The organism is Mesorhizobium sp. B2-8-3 (assembly GCF_006440815.1).
Taxonomy (GTDB): domain Bacteria; phylum Pseudomonadota; class Alphaproteobacteria; order Rhizobiales; family Rhizobiaceae; genus Mesorhizobium.
The window spans coordinates 46,497-64,103 of record NZ_VFTW01000014.1 but is presented as its reverse complement, the minus strand read 5'-3'; the positions used below and the strand labels follow the sequence as shown (position 1 = coordinate 64,103).

Sequence of the window (17,607 nt, the reverse complement as noted above, 5' to 3'; positions counted from 1 at the left end):
TCACCGTCCGATGACGATGGCAGATGATTCCAGGTTGCCACCTTATTCCGCGGCCAGGGCCAGCTGCGGCCGTTCGATGCCTTCGATCTTCTCCGGCTCAGGCGCCTGCTCGTCGGTCTTGGCCTTTTTCGGCGCGCGGCCGAAGAACAGGGCGTAGCCGGCAGGCAGCACCAGGATGGTGAGCACGGTGGCGACCAGGATGCCGCCCATCATGGCGTAGGCGAGCGGCCCCCAGAAGACGGCGCGCGAGATCGGGATCAGCGCCAGCACGGCGGTCAGCGCCGTCAGCATGATCGGCCGGAAGCGGCGCACGGCAGCACCCACGATCGCTTCCGATCGCTCCATGCCGGCCGCGATATCCTGGTCGATCTGGTCGACCAGGATGATCGAGTTGCGCATGATGATGCCGAGCAGCGCGATGACGCCGAGGATGGCGACGAAGCCGAACGGCGCGCCGCTGATCAGCAGCGCCGCGGCGGCGCCGATGATGCCCAGCGGGCCAGTGGCCAGCACCAGCATCGACTTGCCGAAATGCTGCAGCTGGACCATCAGGAGCACGACGATGATGGCGAGCATGATCGGCGCCTTGGCGGCGATCGAGGCCTGGCTCTCGGCCGAATCCTCGGCGCCGCCCTGGATTTCGACCTTGTAGCCAGGCGCCAGGCCGGCGCGCAGGTCCTTCATGTCGTTGTACATCTTGGTGACGACGTCGTTCGACTGCACGCCGTCCGGCAGCGTGGCGCGCACGCTGATCGTCGGCAGGCGGTCGCGCCGCCATTCGATGCCCTGCTCCATGACGGGCACGACCTTGGCCACTTGCGACAACGGCACCGAGCCGCCGAAGTCGGTCGGGATATAGACGGAGTCGACCGAGGACAGCAGCTTGCGGGTGGCGTCCGGCTCGCGGGCGACGATCGAGACCGTCTCCTCGCCGTCGCGGAAGTCGTCGAGCGGCGCGCCGGACATGGTGGCCTGCAGCATCTGGCGGATGCGCTGCGAGGTGACGCCAAGGGCGCGAGCGCGATCCTGGTCGATCACCAGCTTCATCGCCGGCACCGGTTCCAGCCAGTCGTCATGGATGGCGCCGAGCAGCGGATTGGCCTGGAACTTCGCCTTCACCTCATCGGCGATGCGGCGCACTTCCTTGCGGTCCGGGCCCATGACGCGCATCTGCACCGGCCAGCCCGTCGGCGGACCGAGGAAGAGACGGTCGACCTTGCCGCGGATCGAGGGGAAGTCCTGCGCCAGGATCTTGCGCATCTTGACGATCAGCCGCTCGCGCGCGGGCTCGTCCTTGGCCATCACCAGGAGCTGGGCGAAGTTCGGATTGCGGAGCTGCTGGTCGAGCGGCAGGAAGAAGCGGGGCGCCCCTTCGCCGATATAGGTGGCGATGAAGCGCTTGTCCGGATCGTCCGCCATCTTGCCTTCAAACGACTTGGCCTGGTTTTCGACTTCCTTGATCGAGGTGCCTTCCGGCAGCCACAGGTCTACCAGGATTTCCGGGCGCGAGGATTGCGGGAAGAAGTTCTGCGGGATGAATTGGAAGGCCCAGAGGCTGGTGGCGAAGGTGACCAGCGTCATCACCAGCACGATGATGCGGTGGCGCACCGCCCAGGCGACGGTCGCGCGCAGGCGGCGGTAGAAGCCGGTATCGAAGACATCATGATGGGTGCCGGCATGCTTGCGCTGCTTAAGGATCATGTAGCCCAGCCACGGCGTGAAATAGACCGCGACGAACCACGACACGACGAGCGCGATGCCGACGACATAGAACAGCGTGCGCACATATTCGCCGGCGGTCGAGGCGGCGAAGCCGACCGGGATGAAGCCAGCCGTGGTGATCAGCGTGCCGGTCAGCATCGGGAAAGCGGTCGAGGTGTAGGCGAAGCTTGCCGCCTCGATCTTTACCAGCCCTTCCTCGAGCTTTCGCTCCATCATCTCGACGACGATCATGGCGTCGTCGACCAACAGGCCGAGCGCGATGATGAGGGCGCCGAGCGAGATGCGCTGCAGGTCGATGCCGATCTCGTACATGATGGCGAAGGTGGCGGCCAAGACCAGCGGGATGGCGATGGCTATCACCAGGCCCGAGCGCCAACCGATCGACAGCAGCGAGACTGCAAGGACGATGAGCAGCGCCTCGCCGAGCGCCTCCATGAACTCGCTCACCGCGTCCTTGACGACCTGGGGCTGGTCGGAGATCTGGTCGACCGACACGCCGTAAGGCAGCCCCACCTCGAAGCGCTGATAGGTTGCCTCGACATCCTTGCCGACGTCCCTGACGTTAAAACCCTTGGCCATGACGACGCCGAGCTGGACGCTCTCATGGCCGTTGAAGAGGTATTTGTTGTCGTAAGGATCCTGAAGGCCGGAAGAGACCGTGGCGATGTCGCCGAGGCGCGTCACCTGACTGCCGGAGCGCAGCCTCAGCTCGCGGATGTCGGCAGCCTTGGTGACGTCGCCCTCGACCGAGATGCGCACCGAACGCAGGCCGGTGTCGACGGAGCCCGCCGGATCGACGGCGTTCTGCCCCTTCACGGCGTTCTGCAGGTCGACAATGGTCAGGCCGCGCTCGGCCAGCGCCTTGGACGAGACGTCGATATAGATCTTCTCCGGCTGGTCGCCGATGATGACGGCCTTTTCGACGCCAGGCGTCGTCAACAGCATGTCGCGCGCCTGGATGGCGAATTTCTTCAGCTCCGGATAGGTGAAGCCGTCGCCGCTGATCGAATGCAGCGTGATGAAAGTGTCGCCGAACTCGTCGTTGAAATAGGGGCCGAGCAGGCCCTGCGGCAATTCATTGGTGATGTCGCCGACCTTCTTGCGCACCTGGTAGAAGGCGTCCTTCACCTCCTCGGCATTGGTGTCTCCCTTGACCTGCAAGGTGATGATGGCGCTGCCGGCGCGGGTGTAGGAGCGGACGAAATCGAGATGCGGCGTTTCCTGCAGCTTGCGCTCGATCTTGTTGACGACCTGGTCCTCCATGTCCTGGATCGAGGCTCCGGGCCAGACCGCCTGCACCACCATGACGCGGAAGGTGAAATCCGGGTCTTCCTTCTGGCCCATGCGCATCAGGCCGAGGGCGCCGGCAAGGATGATCAGGCCGAACAGGAAGCGGGCGATGCTCGGATGTCCGATCGCCCAGCGCGAAAGGTTGAAGGGCCGCTTTTCAGTGCTGCTGTCGGTGGTGGTCATGGCACACGTCCAGTCCAATTGATCGGCAAGGCACGCTCGCTTGGCATGCCGCTTCTAAGTTCGGTGGGCTTCCGGGCGGCGGGACCCCTCAAGCGGAGAGAGACTCGCAAATCGCGCTGGACGCGGCACTGCTGCGGGGGAGCCAACATGCCGGCATCTCACGATCGGGCGTTCGCCGCCCGGAACCCATGCCTTCCCCGGCCCGCGGCTTGACGCAGCGAGAGCGGGAAAGGCGTCTGTTGCGCCTGACTTCAGGTCTTAGTTCGATGCATGTCGTTGTCCCAAAACCGCTTCGCACTTTTGGGCGACAAGCATCAGTGCAGGCTGCTGGTGGTCGCGACGTCATCCGCCGAGGCGGATTGCTGGGCGTCGCCGGAAAGCTTGACCTTCAGGTTTTCGGTCATGAACTGGGTGCCAGCCGCGACCACCACGTCGCCCTGTTTCAGGCCGTCGGCCACGGCGACGCCGTCGGCGGTGAAGTTGGCGACCTTGATCGGACGGGGATGCACCGTGTCGGAGGCGCGATCGACCGTCCAGACGATCTGCTTGCCGTCCTTCTCGGTCATCGCGGTCAGCGGGATCGATACCAGTTGCGCCTTGCTGCCGACGGTCGCCTGGACATTGGCGGTCATGCCGAGCAGCACGCGCGGATCGTTGGGGAGCGAAACCCGGACGGCGAAGGTGCGCGACTGCGGATCGGCGCTGCCGGCGACTTCACGGACCTTGCCGTCAAGGGTGAGCCCTTCGTCCGACCAGAAGTTCGCCTTGACCTCCTTGCCGGGCTTGAAGCCTGCGATATCCATCTCCGGCACCGCGATCGACACTTCCTTCTCGCCATCGACCGCGACGGTCATCACCGGCGTGCCGGCGGCGACCACCTGGCCGACATCGGCGGAGATGGCGGTGACGATGCCGTTCTTGCTGGCCTTGAGATCGGCATACTGGACCTGATTCTGCGCCTGGGCCAGCGTCGAGCGCGCGGCATCGCGCGTCGCCACCGCCTGGTCGTAGGTCAGCCGCGCCTGATCGAGCTGCGATTTCGGCGCGAAGTTCTTGGCATAGAGCTGTTCGGCGCGCTTCCTGGCGAGGTCGACGGTCTCGACCTGGCGCTCGGCGGCGTCGAGGCTGGCAGCAGCGCTCTTCACCGACAATTCGTAATCGGCTGGATCGACGCGAGCGAGCACGTCGCCCTCATTCACGTGCTGGCCGATATCGACCAGACGCTCGGTGACCTTGCCGGCGATGCGGAAGCCGAGATTCATCTCGGTGCGGGCGCGCACCGAACCGGAATAATCAAGCTGACGGGTGGTCTGCGCCTCGCCGATCTCGACCACCTTCACCGGCCGGACGACTTCCTGGACGACCTCGGCCTTCTCCTGGCTGCAGCCGGCGAGGCTGAGCACTGCTGCGACGATGGCGGCGGTTGGGAGGCCGGCGGACGGCAGCATTCGGAGGATAGAACTGGACAATGACACCTTAGCACTCCCGAACTGGAGATGATCGTCTGCCGGCACCCGGCGGACAGTTTCTATTTCAAGGCCCTGATGGCGTAGTCGATAAGTTCGTCGGGCATCGCCCGATTGGTCTTGGCAAGGCACTGCGCCACCATCTGCGGATGGCAGAGAATGACTGTGGCGGCGCCGAAACAGCGCGAAGCCGTCTCGGGATCCTGCTGTCTGAATTCACCAGCCTCGATGCCCTCGCGGATCACCTCGGCGTAGAGGTCGTGGATGCTGTTGACATGCTTGTCGATGACGCCCCAATCGCGCTCCAGCGCGACGATCACCATCTCATGCACCTTCTCCTGGTCGAGCATGACCTCCAGCGTCATCTTGTACTGGGCATGGATGTAGCGGCGCAGGCGCTCCTCGGCGCTGATCGGCAGGTGCATGATCTCGTAGGCCATCTTGTAGCTGGCGCCGAGCATGCGGCCGCAGACGGCCTGGTGGATTTCGACCTTGGAGGCAAAGAAGCGGTAGATGTTAGCCGGCGACATGCCGAGTTCGCGGGCGATGTCGGCGACGTTGGTCTTGCCGTAGCCGTAGTGGCGGAACAGGCGCTCGGCGCAGTCGAGAATGCGCGTCACGTTCTCCTGTCTGGCGGGGTCTGCCACGATGTTGGCGGCTTCTGACATGGCGCTTTCGTTTTACGAGTGACGAATTTCAATTTTCGTCAGTCGTAAAGGGAAAGCGACCGGGAGTCAACGCGAAATCGACGTACACGTATAATTGGTGACAGATGGTGACAGTTACGAGGGTCTGCGGTGTGATGAGAAAGAGATTATTCTTAAGCGCAGCGATCCTTCGCACCCCCCTCTGTCCTGCCGGACATCTCCCCCGCAAGGGGGGAGATGGGCAGCTTCAGCGACGGCGCTTCACCTTGCGACTTTGGCGGTTGGCGAAAGCGGTGACGAGATTGATCTCCCTCCTTGCGGGGGAGATGGCCGGCAGGCCAGAGGGGGGTGGGCGGGAACTCGGCATCGCCCATTTGAGGCTCATGCCCTCTTGGCCAGCTCCCGCAACCGGAACTTCTGGATCTTGCCCGTCGAGGTCTTCGGGATTTCGGCAAACACCACTGTCTTCGGCACCTTGAAGCGCGCCAGCAGACCTCGGCAATGTTCGATGATCTCGGCCTCGGTCGCGGCCTTGCCCGGCTTCAGCTCGACATAGGCGACCGGCACCTCGCCCCATTTCTCGTCGGCGCGGGCAACGACACCGCAGGAAGCTACCGACGGGTGCCTATAGAGCGCGTCCTCGACTTCGATGGAAGAGATGTTCTCGCCGCCCGAGATGATGATGTCCTTGGAACGGTCCTTGAGCTGGATGTAGCCATCGGGGTGCATGACGCCGAGATCGCCGGAGTGGAACCAGCCACCGGCGAAGGCCTCGTCGGTCGCCTTCCTGTTCTTCAGGTAGCCCTTCATGACGATGTTGCCGCGGAACATGACCTCGCCGATGGTCTCGCCATCGGCCGGCGTCTCCACCATGGTCTGCGGGTTCATCACCGTGAGGCCCTCGAGCGAGGCGTAGCGGACGCCCTGGCGCGCTTTCTTCGCCGTCCTCGGTCCCTTTTCCAGCGCGTCCCACTCATTGTGCCATTCGTTGACGACGGCAGGACCGTAGGTCTCGGTCAGGCCGTAGAGATGGGTGACGGCGAAGCCCGCGTCGGCCATGCCGGAGAGCACGGCCTCCGGCGGCGGCGCCGCGGCCGTGTTGAAGGTGACGGTCTGCGCGAACTGTCGCTTGTCCTCGTCCTTCGCGTTGATCAGCACCGACATGACGATCGGCGCGCCGCACAGATGCGCGACGCCATGGTCGGCGATGGCGTCATACATCGGCTTTGCCCGCACCCAGCGCAGGCAGACATGGGTGCCGGCCTGCACGGCTAAAGTCCAGGGGAAGCACCAGCCGTTGCAGTGGAACATCGGCAGCGTCCACAGATAGACCGCGTGCTTGGCCATGCCGGCATGGATGGTGTTGGTGTAGGCCATCAGCGCCGCGCCGCGATGATGATAGACGACGCCCTTCGGGTTGCCCGTCGTGCCGGAGGTGTAGTTGAGCGAGATGGCGTCCCACTCGTCATCGGGCATCGACCAGGCGAAAGCCTCGTCGCCGCCGGCGACGAACTCTTCATAATCGGCCGAGCCGATGCGCTCTCCTTTCGGATAGGGCGCGTCGGCCGCATAGTCAGGATCGTCATAGTCGATGACCAACGGCTTCACCTTGGCCAAGGCCAGCGCTTCCCTGACGACGCCCGAGAACTCGCGGTCGACGATCAGCACCTTCGAGTCGGCATGGTCGAGCTGGAAAGCGATGACGGCGGCGTCGAGGCGGGTGTTCAGCGAATGCAGCACCGCCTTGGTCATCGGCACGCCGAAATGCGCTTCCAGCATCGGCGGCGTGTTGGACAGCATCACCGTCACCGTATCGCCCTTGCCGATGCCGTGCTTCGACAGCGCCGAAGCAAGCTTCAGCGAGCGGCGCCAGAAATCGCGATAGGTGATGCGCTGGTTGCCATGGATGATGGCGACATGGTCGGGATAGGTCTTGGCCGCGCGCTCGAGATAGGTGAGCGGCGTCAGCGGCTGGTGGTTGGCGGCGTTCCTGTCGAGATCCTGTTCGTAGGGATTGGCCATCCCGTCCTCCCCAAGGTTCTTTTCGAACCTTCTAACCTTAGGCCCTTCGTCACGCTATCCCCCTTCCGCGGCTGAAAATGCTATGCTGCGCCGGCTTGGTGGAATGGCGATCCGGATGGAGCCCCACCGTGAGGCGATCGCAGCTCACGCAGGCAAATTTGACTTTTGTCGAGAGCCGTGACTAATGTCAGCCGAGGAGGCGGCATGGCGATCAGACCGGCAGAACAGATCATCCACAAGGCCGCCTGGCTTTACTATGCCCACGGCCTTCGTCAGGACGAAGTGGCGAGCCAGCTCAACATTTCACGCGCTTCGGTCGCCATGTATCTGCGCAAGGCGCGCGAGACCGGCATCGTCAACATCTCGACCTCGACGCAGCTCTTCACCGACGACGTCACGGCGCGCCGGCTTGAAGACGCCTTCAATCTCGACGCCGTCTGGATCGCGCCGGAAAATGCCTATCTCGCGGATCCCTCGGCCGATATCGCCGTGCTGGCGGCGAGCGTCTTTCTCGAGCTGGTGAAGAAAGGCGACCGTATCGGCGTCGCCTGGGGCCGCACCGTCTACACCATCGCCGACATCATGTCCTATGCCGACCTGCAGGACGTCACCGTGGTGCAGCTCTGCGGCAATCTCGGCGCGCCCTATTCCTACCGGCCCGACCAATGCACGATGGAGATCGCGCGGCGGCTGAACGCCAAAGGCCTGAATTTCTATGCGCCGCTGGTGCTCTCCACCGAGGAACTGGCGCAGGGTCTGCGCGCCGAGCCGGTGATCCGCGACCAGCTTGCCGGCATTGCCGATTGCGACCTCGCGCTTTATTCCGTCGGCGCGGTCGACGCCGACAGCCATCTGGTGAAATGCGGCGCATTGTCCGCAGGCGAGATGGAAGCGCTGCGCAGCCAAGGGGCTGCCGGCGTCATCGCCGGGCAGATCATCGACGCCAAGGGCGAGGTGCTCGACTGCAGTTACAACCGGCGCGTCATTTCCGCCGAACTCGCCTCGCTGCGCGCGATCGAGAAGCGGCTGATGGTGGTGCAGGAAGACACCAAATTCGAGCCACTGCTTGCGGCCGTCGCCGGCGGGCTCTGCACGCATCTGGTGATCGGCGCGCACATGGCCGAGCGCCTGCTCAATCACGCGAGCGAAGCCGGCAAAAAGGCATCCTAGAAAAACCACCCTCGCCGCTTCTGTCATCAAGACGTCGCGGCCTTCTGTTCATGAGCAAAAAAGACGGAACCGGACGGAACGACATGCAGAACCTTTGGAATGACGCCGACGCGGAAAAGATGGTTGCCGACTATGCCAAGAAGGGCGTCGCCCGCGACCTTGCGCTGCGCGTCTACACGACCCGTCTGCTTGGCGGCGAGCCGCGGCTGGTGCTGCATGGCGGCGGCAACACCTCCTGCAAGACCAAGGCCACCGATCTGGTCGGCGACGAATGGGACGTGCTCTGCGTCAAGGGCAGCGGCTGGGACATGGCCGTCATCGAACCGCAGGGCCTGCCGGCGGTGAAGATGGGCGCGCTGCTCAAGGCGCGCTCCCTGGACCAGCTCGCCGACGAGGACATGGTGGCGCTGCAGCGCTCCAACCTCATCGACCCCGCCGCTCCGAACCCATCGGTCGAAACGCTGCTGCACGCCTTCCTGCCGCACAAATTCATCGACCACACGCATTCCACGGCGATCCTCGCCATCGTCGACCAGGAAGACAGCAAGCCGCTGATCGAGACCGTGTTCGGCGACAGACTAGGTTACGTGCCCTACATCAAGCCGGGCTTCGACCTCGCCAAGGTCGCCGCGGAGGTGTTCGACGCCGACCCGAACGTCGAGGGCCTGATCCTCGACAAGCATGGCATCTTCACTTTCGGCGACGATGCCAGGCAGGCCTATGACCGCATGATCCACTATGTGACTATGGCCGAGGACTATGTTGCCAGGAACGGCAAGCCGCAGGCGGTCAAGGCGGCGCTGCCGGCAAAGCTCGCCCGGCCGAGCGACATCGCGCCGATGCTGCGCGGCGCAGTCGCGGCGGCGCGCGGCGAAGGCCGCTTCGACCGCATGATCAGCGACTTCCGCACGTCCGACGCGATCGTCGATTTCATCAATTCGGCCAAGATCGCCGACTATGCCGGCCGCGGCGTGTCGACGCCCGATCTGTCGATCCGCATCAAGACCGGACCGATGGCGGTGCCGGCTCCCGATGCCGGCAAGCTCGGCGATTACAAGGGCGTGGTGCGCAGCCATGTCGAGGCCTTCGTCAGGGACTATACCGCTTATTTCGAGACCAATGACGCGCTGGACGACGTCAAGCGCACCATGCTCGACCCGATGCCGCGCCTGACGCTGGTGCCGGGGCTGGGCATGTTCGGCCATGGCCGCACGCTGAAGGACGCGAAGATCGCCTCCGATGTCGGTGAGATGTGGATCGAAGCGGTGCGCGGCGCCGAGGCCGTCGGCAATTTCCATCCGCTGTCCAAGGCCGACCTCTTTCCGCTCGAATACTGGTCGCTGGAGCAGGCCAAGCTCGCCTCGAACAAGCCGAAGCCGCTGACCGGCCAGGTCGTGCTGATCACCGGCGGCGCCGGCGCCATCGGCGCTGCTACGGCAAAACTATTCGCGGCCAACGGCGCGCATGCGGTGATCGTCGACCTCGATCCGGCCAAGGCGGCGGACGCGGCGAAGGCGACCGGCAACAATTCGATCGGCGTCGGTGCCGACATCACCAATCCGGCCGAGATGCGCGCCGCCTTCGACAAGGCGGTCGCCGTCTATGGCGGCGTCGACATCCTGGTCTCGAATGCGGGCGCGGCCTGGGAAGGCCGCATCGGCGAGCTCGACGACGCCACTTTGCGCAAGAGTTTCGAGCTCAACTTCTTCGCCCACCAGTCGGCGGCGCAGAATGCGGTGCGCATCATGCTGGAACAGGGCACCGGTGGCGTGCTTTTGTTCAACACCTCCAAGCAGGCGATCAACCCCGGCCCGAAATTCGGCGCCTACGGCATCCCGAAGGCGGCGACCTTGTTCCTGTCGCGGCAATATGCGCTTGACTACGGCGCCTATGGCATCCGCTCCAATGCGGTCAACGCCGACCGCATCCGCTCCGGGCTTTTGACCGACACGATGATCGCCAGCCGGTCCGGCGCGCGCGGCGTGTCGGAAAAGGAATACATGTCCGGCAATCTGCTCGGACAGGAAGTGACCGCCGACGACGTGGCGCAGGCATTCCTGCACCAGGCGCTGGCCGAACGCACCACAGCGGACGTGACGACGGTGGACGGCGGCAACATCGCGGCGGCGTTGCGCTGACGAAGTAAAGACACGACCTTGGAGCGGTTCATCGTTTCATAAACGGATGAACCGCTCCTCGTCTTGATACGGTTCCGAACGGAAGGCCTTTCGCGCTTCTGCTGAAAAACTGCTTCAACCGGTCAAAGTCCCACTCCAATCCTTCGGTTACTACTCGGACGGTTGAAGGGGCATATCTGGTGTTTCGCGTGCGAGCTCCAACCCCGATCATTGGTGGAGTTGTCGATGCCCGCGAAAAGACTGCGTATAGGTGTGCTGTTCGGCGGTCGATCCGCCGAGCATGAGGTGTCGCTGCTTTCGGCGGCCAACGTCATGCAGGCGCTGGATCCGGCGAAATACGACGCCGTGCCGATCTTCGTCACGCGCGACGGCCATTGGCTGCTCAGCCGTTTCGAGGACGGCGCCCTGGCGACGCCGTCGGCTGGCATACAGCTGTGCCTGGTGCCGGGTGGGCAGGGGCGGATGCTGGCGATCCCTGCCAGCGGCGCACCCCATGACCTGCCCGTCATCGATATCCTGTTTCCAGTGTTGCACGGTCTGCATGGCGAGGACGGCGCGGTGCAGGGATTGGCCGAAGTGGCGCGCGTGCCGCTCGCCGGCTGCGGTATTCTGGGCTCGGCCACGGCCCTCGACAAGGACATCGCCAAGCGGCTGCTGAAGGCGGCGGGATTGCCGGTCGCGCGCTCGGTGACGATCGATGAGGGTCGGCTGCCTTCGCTTGCCGAACTGGAAGACAAGCTCGGCTTGCCGCTGTTCATCAAGCCGGCGCGGCAGGGCTCGTCGGTCGGCGTTGCGAAGGTCAATGGCAGTCAGGAGTTCGAGCGCGCGCTGGCGGAAGCCTTCCAGCACGATCGCAAGCTCCTGGCTGAGGAATTCGTTCGTGGCCGCGAAATCGAATTCAGCGTGCTGGAGAGCCCCACAGGCGAACTCTTCGTCTCGCGGCCGGGCGAGATCGTGCCCGCGGAAAGTCACGGCTTCTACAACTACAACGCCAAATATATCGACGAGAATGACGCGGCCCTGATCGTGCCGGCCGAGCTGCCGTTGGAAGTCGAGAATGCCATGCGCGACATGGCCGCCAGGGCGTTCAGAGCGCTCGGCTGCGACGGCATGGCCCGCGTCGACTTTTTCCTGATGCCGGACATGAATTTCCTGATCAACGAGCTCAACACCATTCCCGGCTTCACCAACATCAGCATGTATGCCAAGGCTATGGCGGCGAGCGGCGTCAGCTATCCGGAGGTCATCGACCGTCTGGTGGCGCATGGGCTGGCGCGCGCCGGCCGGTGAAAAAGACCTGAGGAATTGGAAATCCCGGCAGCGGCCAGTTGGCCATGTCGCCACATCACTCCGGCAGGCCGGCCATGCGGAAGCCGTCGACAAAATGCTCGAGTGTCGCGTCGTCGCGAAAGGGCTCCGTCTCGACCCAGCGCTGCGTGGAGAAATGCGGATTGCCGACGAGGAACAGCGCGACCTCGGTGCGCGCCTCGTCGAGACGGCCAAGCTGCGCCAGGCTTGCCGCCAGAAAGCGGCGCGAACTCGTGCGGTAGGTCTCGTCGCGACGCAGCGTCTCGACGGCGGCCTCATAGTCACGGGCCGCATATTGCGCCTGGCCGAGCGTCAGATAATACCAGCTCGGCGGAAACGGGTTCAGCCGGAACGCCTTGCGGATGTGCGCCAGGCCCTCGTCTATCCGCCCGCCCAGCACGTCGATATCGGACAATGTCGCCCAGATATCGGCTTCGTTCGGGTCGAGCTCGATCGCCTTGGCGAATTCCGCGTCGGACCGTTCAAAATCGCGTTCATAGGCAAGAAGGTTCGCCAGGACCCAGCGGCAACCGGCATCGTTGGGATCGATCGCCACGGCCTTGCGCGCCAGTTCCAGGGCCGTGCTGCGGGCGGGCTCGAACGGCTCGCCCCAATGCACCCAGCCCATCCAATGGTTCATGGCGAGCCAGCGATAGGCCTCGGCGTAGTCCGGGTCGAGCGAGACCGCGCGCGTCAGCATCAGATGCGCTTCGCGCGCCATCTGCGGCGACTCGTCGAACAGTTTTCGCGCCCGCACGACGAGATCATAGGCTTCGAGACTTTTCGGCCGGTTGCGCTCCGGCGGCGCGCGCAATCGACCGAGCAGCGCCTCGACGATCTTGGCCGTCGCCTCGTCCTGGACGGCGAAGATGTCTTCCAGGCCGCGATCGAAACGCTCCGCCCAGAGATGCTCGCCGCTCAGCGCGTCGATCAGCTGGGCGTTGATGCGCACGCGTCCCGCGGCCCGTCTTGCGCTGCCTTCCAGCAGATAGCGCACGCCAAGCTCCCCGGCGATGGCGCGCACGTCCATGGCCTTGCCCTTATAGGCAAACACCGAGTTGCGCGCGATGACGAAGAGGCCCGGGATCCGCGAGAGATCGGTGATCAAATCTTCGGTCAGGCCATCGGCGAAAGAGTCCTGCTCGGGATCGTTGCTCAGATTGATGAAAGGCAGCACGGCGATCGACGGTTTGTCGGGCAGCGGCAAGGATTTGCGCGTCGCGTCGGGCTGTTCGACCGTACCGATGAAACGATAGCCGACACGCGGCACCGTGGCGATCCACTCGCCACCGCCGGTCGCCGGACCGAGCAGCTTCCTGAGCTGCGCGATCTGCACGGTGAGATTGCCTTCCTCGACCGCGGCGCCCGGCCACGCCGCGTCCATCAACTCGGCCTTGGCGAGGATTTCGCCCGGACGCGCAACGAGCGCTTCCAGCAGCTTCAGCCCACGGTGACCGGCGGCAACGGGAACGTCGCCCCGGAGCAGCGTTCCCGCGCCAGGATCAAACACGAACGGTCCAAAAGCAAAGCGCGATCCCTGCATGCGGCGATCTATAGCCGATTTGGAAGTTTTGAGAACTATTTGGGAGGGCTTAATTACGCCGCCGGCCACCTGCGGCACACTGCAATCTCAATCAGGTCGAGGGCCTTCAAACTCTCTGCCGCATGGAGGTTGCCATGAACGATACCTTCGCACCTTGCGCATCTCTGGCGGCGCGTCCAGCCGAGATCAACGGTCGCCGGCGCTACAGCCTCTCAGCCCTGCGCGGCCTCATCGCCGAGCGCCGCAAGCAGGCCTATTTCCGCTTCGAGCTCAAGCGCATGGCGACGGACAATCCGCATCTGATCGACGACATCGGGCTGACAAGGAAAGAGGTCGAGGCGGAAATCGCCAAACTGCCCTTCTGGCAGCGATGACGTCGCGACAGTCCCTTGGAAAAGACAGAGAGCGGCCCATTGGACCGCTCCCTTCATCAGCAACGGGCAGAACCCTTACTTGGCGTTCGGATTCGGCATCCAGGCGGGCATCGCGACATCGGCATGGGCGAACTGCGGCAGCTTGGCCGACAGGTCTTCCATGTTCTTGATGTCCTTGTCGATCAGCTCCTTCTGGGTGATCAGCGTCGGCGGCACGATGACGTTGTGGCCGGGATCCTCGCCGGCGAGAAGCTGCGCCAGCGCGCGCACCGAGACCTGGCCGACGACGGCCGGGTTGGTGGCGGCGGTGGCCGCCCAGGCGCTGTCCGGCTCGCGCATCGCGGCGATATCCGAGGTCGAGATGTCGGCCGAATAGATCTTGATGCCCTTGTTCAGGCCGGCCTCGTCGACAGCGATCTTCACGCCCTTGGCGAACTCGTCATAGGGCGCGAACATCACCTTGATGTCGGGATGCGCCTGCAGCACCGAGCGCGCCTGGTTGGCGACCGAGTTGGCGATCGGGTTGTCGAGCGTGCCGAACTGGGCGACCTCGCTGATGCCCGAATATTTCTTCTTCACGTCCACCCAGGTCTCGTTGCGGCGGTCGAGCGGCGCGATGCCGGCGACATAGACATAGCCGGCCTTCCAGCTCTCGCCATTGTCCTTCACCGCCTGCTCGAGCGCGAGCTTGGCGAGATCCTTGTCCGACTGCTCGATCTGCGGGATCTTCGGGTTCTCGACATTGACGTCGAAGGCGACGACCTTGATGCCGGCATCGACCGCGCGCTGGGCGGCGTCCTTCATCGATTCCGTCAGGCCGTGCTGGATGATGATGCCCTGCACGCCGAGCGCGATCGCCTGGTCGACCATGTCGGCCTGGAGCGCCGCATCCTGGCGGCTGTCCAGCACGCGCAGATCGACGCCGAGCGCCTTGGCCTGCGCCTCGACGCCCGACAGATAGGCCTGGAAGAAGTCACCGGTCGACAGATAGCGCACCAGCGCGATCTTGACGCCGGGCTTGTCGAACGGCGCCGGCTTGTCCGCCGCCAATGCCGTGCCCTGCATCAGCAGCGCCGCGCCGGCAAGGCCAAGTGCGGCCTTCCCCAAAAATCTTCTTGTGATGCTCACTTCGTTTTCCTCCGTTTTGTCTCAATGCCCCGGTCGAAACTATCTCTTGCCCCTGCCGGAAAGGGCGAAGGTGAAGACAAGGGCGACGACAAGCACCGCGCCCTTGACGAAATCCTGCGTGTAGTAGGGGGCGTTCATCATCGTCAGGCCTTGCAGCAAGACGCCGACGAACACCGCGCCGACGGCCGTGCCGAAGGCGTTGGGCTTGGCGGCGCCTAGCACCGCGTAGCCGATGAGCGCCGCGGCGACAGCGTCGAGCAAGAGATTATTACCCGAGGCGATGTCGCCGCGTCCAAGCCGGGCGGCGAGCAAAATCCCGCCGATCGAGGCAAAAACTCCCGAAATCACATAGGCCCAGATTTTGTATGCCTTGACAGGCGCGCCGGCGAGCTCGGCAGCCCGCTCGTTGCTGCCGACGGCATACATCATGCGGCCGAAGCGCGTGTATTCGAGGAAGAACCAGATCAGCGCCGCGAGCACCACCAGCACCACCACCGAAACCGGGATCAGGTTCGGGATGAAGAAATCGATGCGGTGGCGGCCGAGCGCCAGGAAGGCTTCCGAGAACTTGCCGTTGGCGACCGAGCCGTCGGGCATAGTCATGCCGGTGGCGATCGAGCGGCCTTCCGTCGGGATGCGCTGCAGGCCGAGCAGCAGGAACATCATGCCGAGCGTGGCCAGAAGGTCGGGCACGCGCATATAGACGATCAGCCAGCCATTGATCAGGCCGACGATGACGCCGATGACAAGGCAGGCGATGACGGCGACGACCGCGTTCTGCTCCAGCACGACCATGGCGTAGGAAGCCGCCATCATGGCGCTGGTGGCGACGGAGCCGATCGACAGGTCGAAGCCGCCGACGACCAGCGTCGCGGTGACGCCAAGCGCCAGCACACCAGTGATGGCCACCGACTGGAAGATGAAGACGGCACTTTGCGGCGAAGCAAAACCATCGGCGGCGACCGCGAAATAGGCGATCAACCCGACCAACAGGACGATGAAGCCGTAGCGGATGGCGTAGTCGCGCAACATCACTCAGCGCCCCGCCGCGCGGCTGTCCGACAAAAGCTCATTCCAACTCCACTCCATGCAAATCCCTCGACCTCATGCCGCGCTGTGGAGCGGTCCGCCGGCCACTTCCGCCAGCAGCCGGTCGAGGTCGATATCGGCGTTACGGTGCTCGCCGACGATCGTGTGTTCCGACATCACCAGGATGCGGTCGGCGGTCTCCAGCGCCTCGTCGATCTCGGTGACGAAGATCAGCGTCGCGCGGCCGTCTGCGCTGGCTCGAAGCTTCGCCGCGATGTCGCGGCGCGCCGAAATGTCGACGCCCTGGAAAGGCTCGTCGAGAATGAAGAGCCGCGAGGCCTGCGACATCCAGCGCGCCACCATGACCTTCTGCTGGTTGCCGCCGGAAAGCGCCGACAGCTCGTCCTTCTCCGAGCGGCAGACGATGCCGAGTTCGTCGATCTGGCGGCGGGCAACGACGCGCTCGGCGCGCTTTTTCATCACGCCGAGGCCCGACATGCGCTTGAGGAACGGCAGGCTGATGTTGCGCTCGATGTTGAAGCCGCCGACGATGCCGCTCGCAACGCGGTCCTTGGCGACCAGGAAGACGCCGGCGGCGATCGCCTCGCGCGCCGCGCCCGGCGCATAGGGCTTGCCGTCCATATGCATGGTGCCGGCGAGCGGCCGGCGCACGCCGAACAGCGTCTCCGCCAAAGCCGTCTTGCCGACGCCGACCAAGCCGGTGATCGCCACCACCTCGCCGGCGCCGAGCGTCATCGAGATCGGCCTCGACCCTTGCGCCAGTTGCAGCCCTTCGGCGGTGAAGACGGCTCGAGCCGAGCTTCTCGCCACCACCCGGTCGAGATGGATCTTGCGGCCAAGCATGGCGTTGACCGCGCCCTCATAGTCGAGCGGCTTCTTGTCGAAGACGCCGGAGACGACGCCGTCGCGCATCGACACGATGCGGTCGGCGAGCCGCCTTATGTCGGACATGCGGTGCGAGATATAGAGGATGGCGACGCCCTGCCCGCGCAGCCTGTCGATCAGCGAAAACAGCCGGTCGGCCTCGGCGCTCGACAGCGACGAGGTCGGCTCGTCGAGGATCAGCACCTTGGGCCGATGCGCCATGGCGCGGGCGATGGCCACCATCTGGCGGTCGGCCAACGACAAGTCGCTGACGCGCGCCTTGAGGTCGATGGCGAGCCCCATGCGGTCGGCGACAGCCCTGGCTTCGGCCCGGACATTGGCAGGCTTGAAGAGCAAGGACGCGCCTTTGCCGCTCAGCCGGTCGAGCGTCAGGTTGGTGGCGACATCGAGGTCGGCGACCACGCCGTCGTTGATGTTCTGGTGCACGGTGACGACGCCGGCGCGGATCGCTTCGGCTGGGGTCTGCGGATCGAAGGCCTCGCCGGCGAGCTGCATTGAGCCTGCGCCGCGCGCATAGACGCCGCTGACGATCTTGACCAGGGTGGATTTGCCGGCGCCGTTGGCGCCCATCAGCACGGTCACCTCGCCCGCAAAGAGGTCGAGCGAGATGCCGCCAAGCACCTCGTTCTGGCCGAAGGATTTCCTCAGGCCCTCCACATGGAACACGGCATCTGCGCCCAT

The 17,607-nt window shown here is 64.5% G+C and carries 12 protein-coding genes; 4 read left to right on the top strand and 8 right to left on the bottom strand.

What is annotated here, in order from left to right; all coding sequences use genetic code 11:
* Window positions 1–42: 42 nt before the first annotated feature.
* The 4 genes from FJ418_RS20095 to FJ418_RS20075 form a co-directional block, all read right to left on the bottom strand.
* Window positions 43–3,195 (bottom strand): efflux RND transporter permease subunit, encoded by a 3,153-nt coding sequence (locus FJ418_RS20095; protein ID WP_140868584.1) that lies wholly within the window; start codon window positions 3,193–3,195, stop codon window positions 43–45.
* Between the two features lie 314 nt (window positions 3,196–3,509).
* Window positions 3,510–4,643 (bottom strand): efflux RND transporter periplasmic adaptor subunit, encoded by a 1,134-nt coding sequence (locus tag FJ418_RS20090; protein ID WP_181167009.1) that lies wholly within the window; start codon window positions 4,641–4,643, stop codon window positions 3,510–3,512.
* 80 nt (window positions 4,644–4,723) lie between these two features.
* Complete coding sequence (locus FJ418_RS20085) at window positions 4,724–5,329, bottom strand: TetR family transcriptional regulator (RefSeq protein ID WP_140837213.1); 606 nt, start codon at window positions 5,327–5,329, stop codon at window positions 4,724–4,726.
* A gap of 360 nt (window positions 5,330–5,689) precedes the next feature.
* Complete coding sequence (locus FJ418_RS20075; protein ID WP_140868581.1) at window positions 5,690–7,330, bottom strand: acyl-CoA synthetase; 1,641 nt, start codon at window positions 7,328–7,330, stop codon at window positions 5,690–5,692.
* Between the two features lie 204 nt (window positions 7,331–7,534).
* Here FJ418_RS20075 and FJ418_RS20070 point away from each other — a divergent pair, with 204 nt between their 5' ends.
* The 3 genes from FJ418_RS20070 to FJ418_RS20060 all read left to right on the top strand — a co-directional run bounded on the left by FJ418_RS20070 (window position 7,535) and on the right by FJ418_RS20060 (window position 11,928).
* On the top strand, window positions 7,535–8,500 hold the full coding sequence (locus FJ418_RS20070) for a sugar-binding transcriptional regulator (RefSeq protein ID WP_140868578.1): 966 nt from the start codon (window positions 7,535–7,537) through the stop codon (window positions 8,498–8,500).
* Between the two features lie 83 nt (window positions 8,501–8,583).
* Window positions 8,584–10,638 carry a bifunctional aldolase/short-chain dehydrogenase gene (locus FJ418_RS20065; protein WP_140868575.1) on the top strand — a complete coding sequence of 685 codons (2,055 nt, stop codon included), beginning with the start codon at window positions 8,584–8,586 and terminating at the stop codon, window positions 10,636–10,638.
* Window positions 10,639–10,863: 225 nt separating this feature from the next.
* A complete protein-coding gene (locus FJ418_RS20060; protein WP_140868572.1) occupies window positions 10,864–11,928 on the top strand; it encodes a D-alanine--D-alanine ligase family protein in 1,065 nt (354 codons plus the stop codon).
* 55 nt (window positions 11,929–11,983) lie between these two features.
* Here the strand turns inward: FJ418_RS20060 and FJ418_RS20055 are convergent, their stop codons facing one another.
* Window positions 11,984–13,489, bottom strand: coding sequence for a winged helix-turn-helix domain-containing tetratricopeptide repeat protein (locus FJ418_RS20055; protein WP_140868568.1), 1,506 nt, complete (start codon window positions 13,487–13,489; stop codon window positions 11,984–11,986).
* Window positions 13,490–13,623: 134 nt separating this feature from the next.
* Here FJ418_RS20055 and FJ418_RS20050 point away from each other — a divergent pair, with 134 nt between their 5' ends.
* Complete coding sequence (locus tag FJ418_RS20050; RefSeq protein WP_140868564.1) at window positions 13,624–13,863, top strand: DUF1127 domain-containing protein; 240 nt, start codon at window positions 13,624–13,626, stop codon at window positions 13,861–13,863.
* A gap of 75 nt (window positions 13,864–13,938) precedes the next feature.
* Here FJ418_RS20050 and FJ418_RS20045 read toward each other — a convergent pair whose 3' ends face one another.
* The 3 genes from FJ418_RS20045 to FJ418_RS20035 all read right to left on the bottom strand — a co-directional run bounded on the left by FJ418_RS20045 (window position 13,939) and on the right by FJ418_RS20035 (window position 17,607).
* Entirely contained in the window at window positions 13,939–14,991 is a 1,053-nt protein-coding gene (locus FJ418_RS20045; RefSeq protein ID WP_140868561.1) for a substrate-binding domain-containing protein, read from the bottom strand.
* A gap of 39 nt (window positions 14,992–15,030) precedes the next feature.
* On the bottom strand, window positions 15,031–16,026 hold the full coding sequence (locus tag FJ418_RS20040) for an ABC transporter permease (protein ID WP_140868558.1): 996 nt from the start codon (window positions 16,024–16,026) through the stop codon (window positions 15,031–15,033).
* A gap of 69 nt (window positions 16,027–16,095) precedes the next feature.
* On the bottom strand, window positions 16,096–17,607 hold the full coding sequence (locus FJ418_RS20035; protein WP_140868555.1) for a sugar ABC transporter ATP-binding protein: 1,512 nt from the start codon (window positions 17,605–17,607) through the stop codon (window positions 16,096–16,098).

What these genes read in the sequence shown, in the direction of transcription:
- FJ418_RS20095 (WP_140868584.1), bottom strand. Translation starts at nt 3,195, where the DNA reads ATGACCACCACCGACAGCAGCACTGAAAAGCGGCCCTTCAACCTTTCG.
- FJ418_RS20090 (WP_181167009.1), bottom strand. Translation starts at nt 4,643, where the DNA reads ATGCTGCCGTCCGCCGGCCTCCCAACCGCCGCCATCGTCGCAGCAGTG.
- FJ418_RS20085 (WP_140837213.1), bottom strand. Translation starts at nt 5,329, where the DNA reads ATGTCAGAAGCCGCCAACATCGTGGCAGACCCCGCCAGACAGGAGAAC.
- FJ418_RS20075 (WP_140868581.1), bottom strand. Translation starts at nt 7,330, where the DNA reads ATGGCCAATCCCTACGAACAGGATCTCGACAGGAACGCCGCCAACCAC.
- FJ418_RS20070 (WP_140868578.1), top strand. Translation starts at nt 7,535, where the DNA reads ATGGCGATCAGACCGGCAGAACAGATCATCCACAAGGCCGCCTGGCTT.
- FJ418_RS20065 (WP_140868575.1), top strand. Translation starts at nt 8,584, where the DNA reads ATGCAGAACCTTTGGAATGACGCCGACGCGGAAAAGATGGTTGCCGAC.
- FJ418_RS20060 (WP_140868572.1), top strand. Translation starts at nt 10,864, where the DNA reads ATGCCCGCGAAAAGACTGCGTATAGGTGTGCTGTTCGGCGGTCGATCC.
- FJ418_RS20055 (WP_140868568.1), bottom strand. Translation starts at nt 13,489, where the DNA reads ATGCAGGGATCGCGCTTTGCTTTTGGACCGTTCGTGTTTGATCCTGGC.
- FJ418_RS20050 (WP_140868564.1), top strand. Translation starts at nt 13,624, where the DNA reads ATGAACGATACCTTCGCACCTTGCGCATCTCTGGCGGCGCGTCCAGCC.
- FJ418_RS20035 (WP_140868555.1), bottom strand. Translation starts at nt 17,607, where the DNA reads ATGGGCGCAGATGCCGTGTTCCATGTGGAGGGCCTGAGGAAATCCTTC.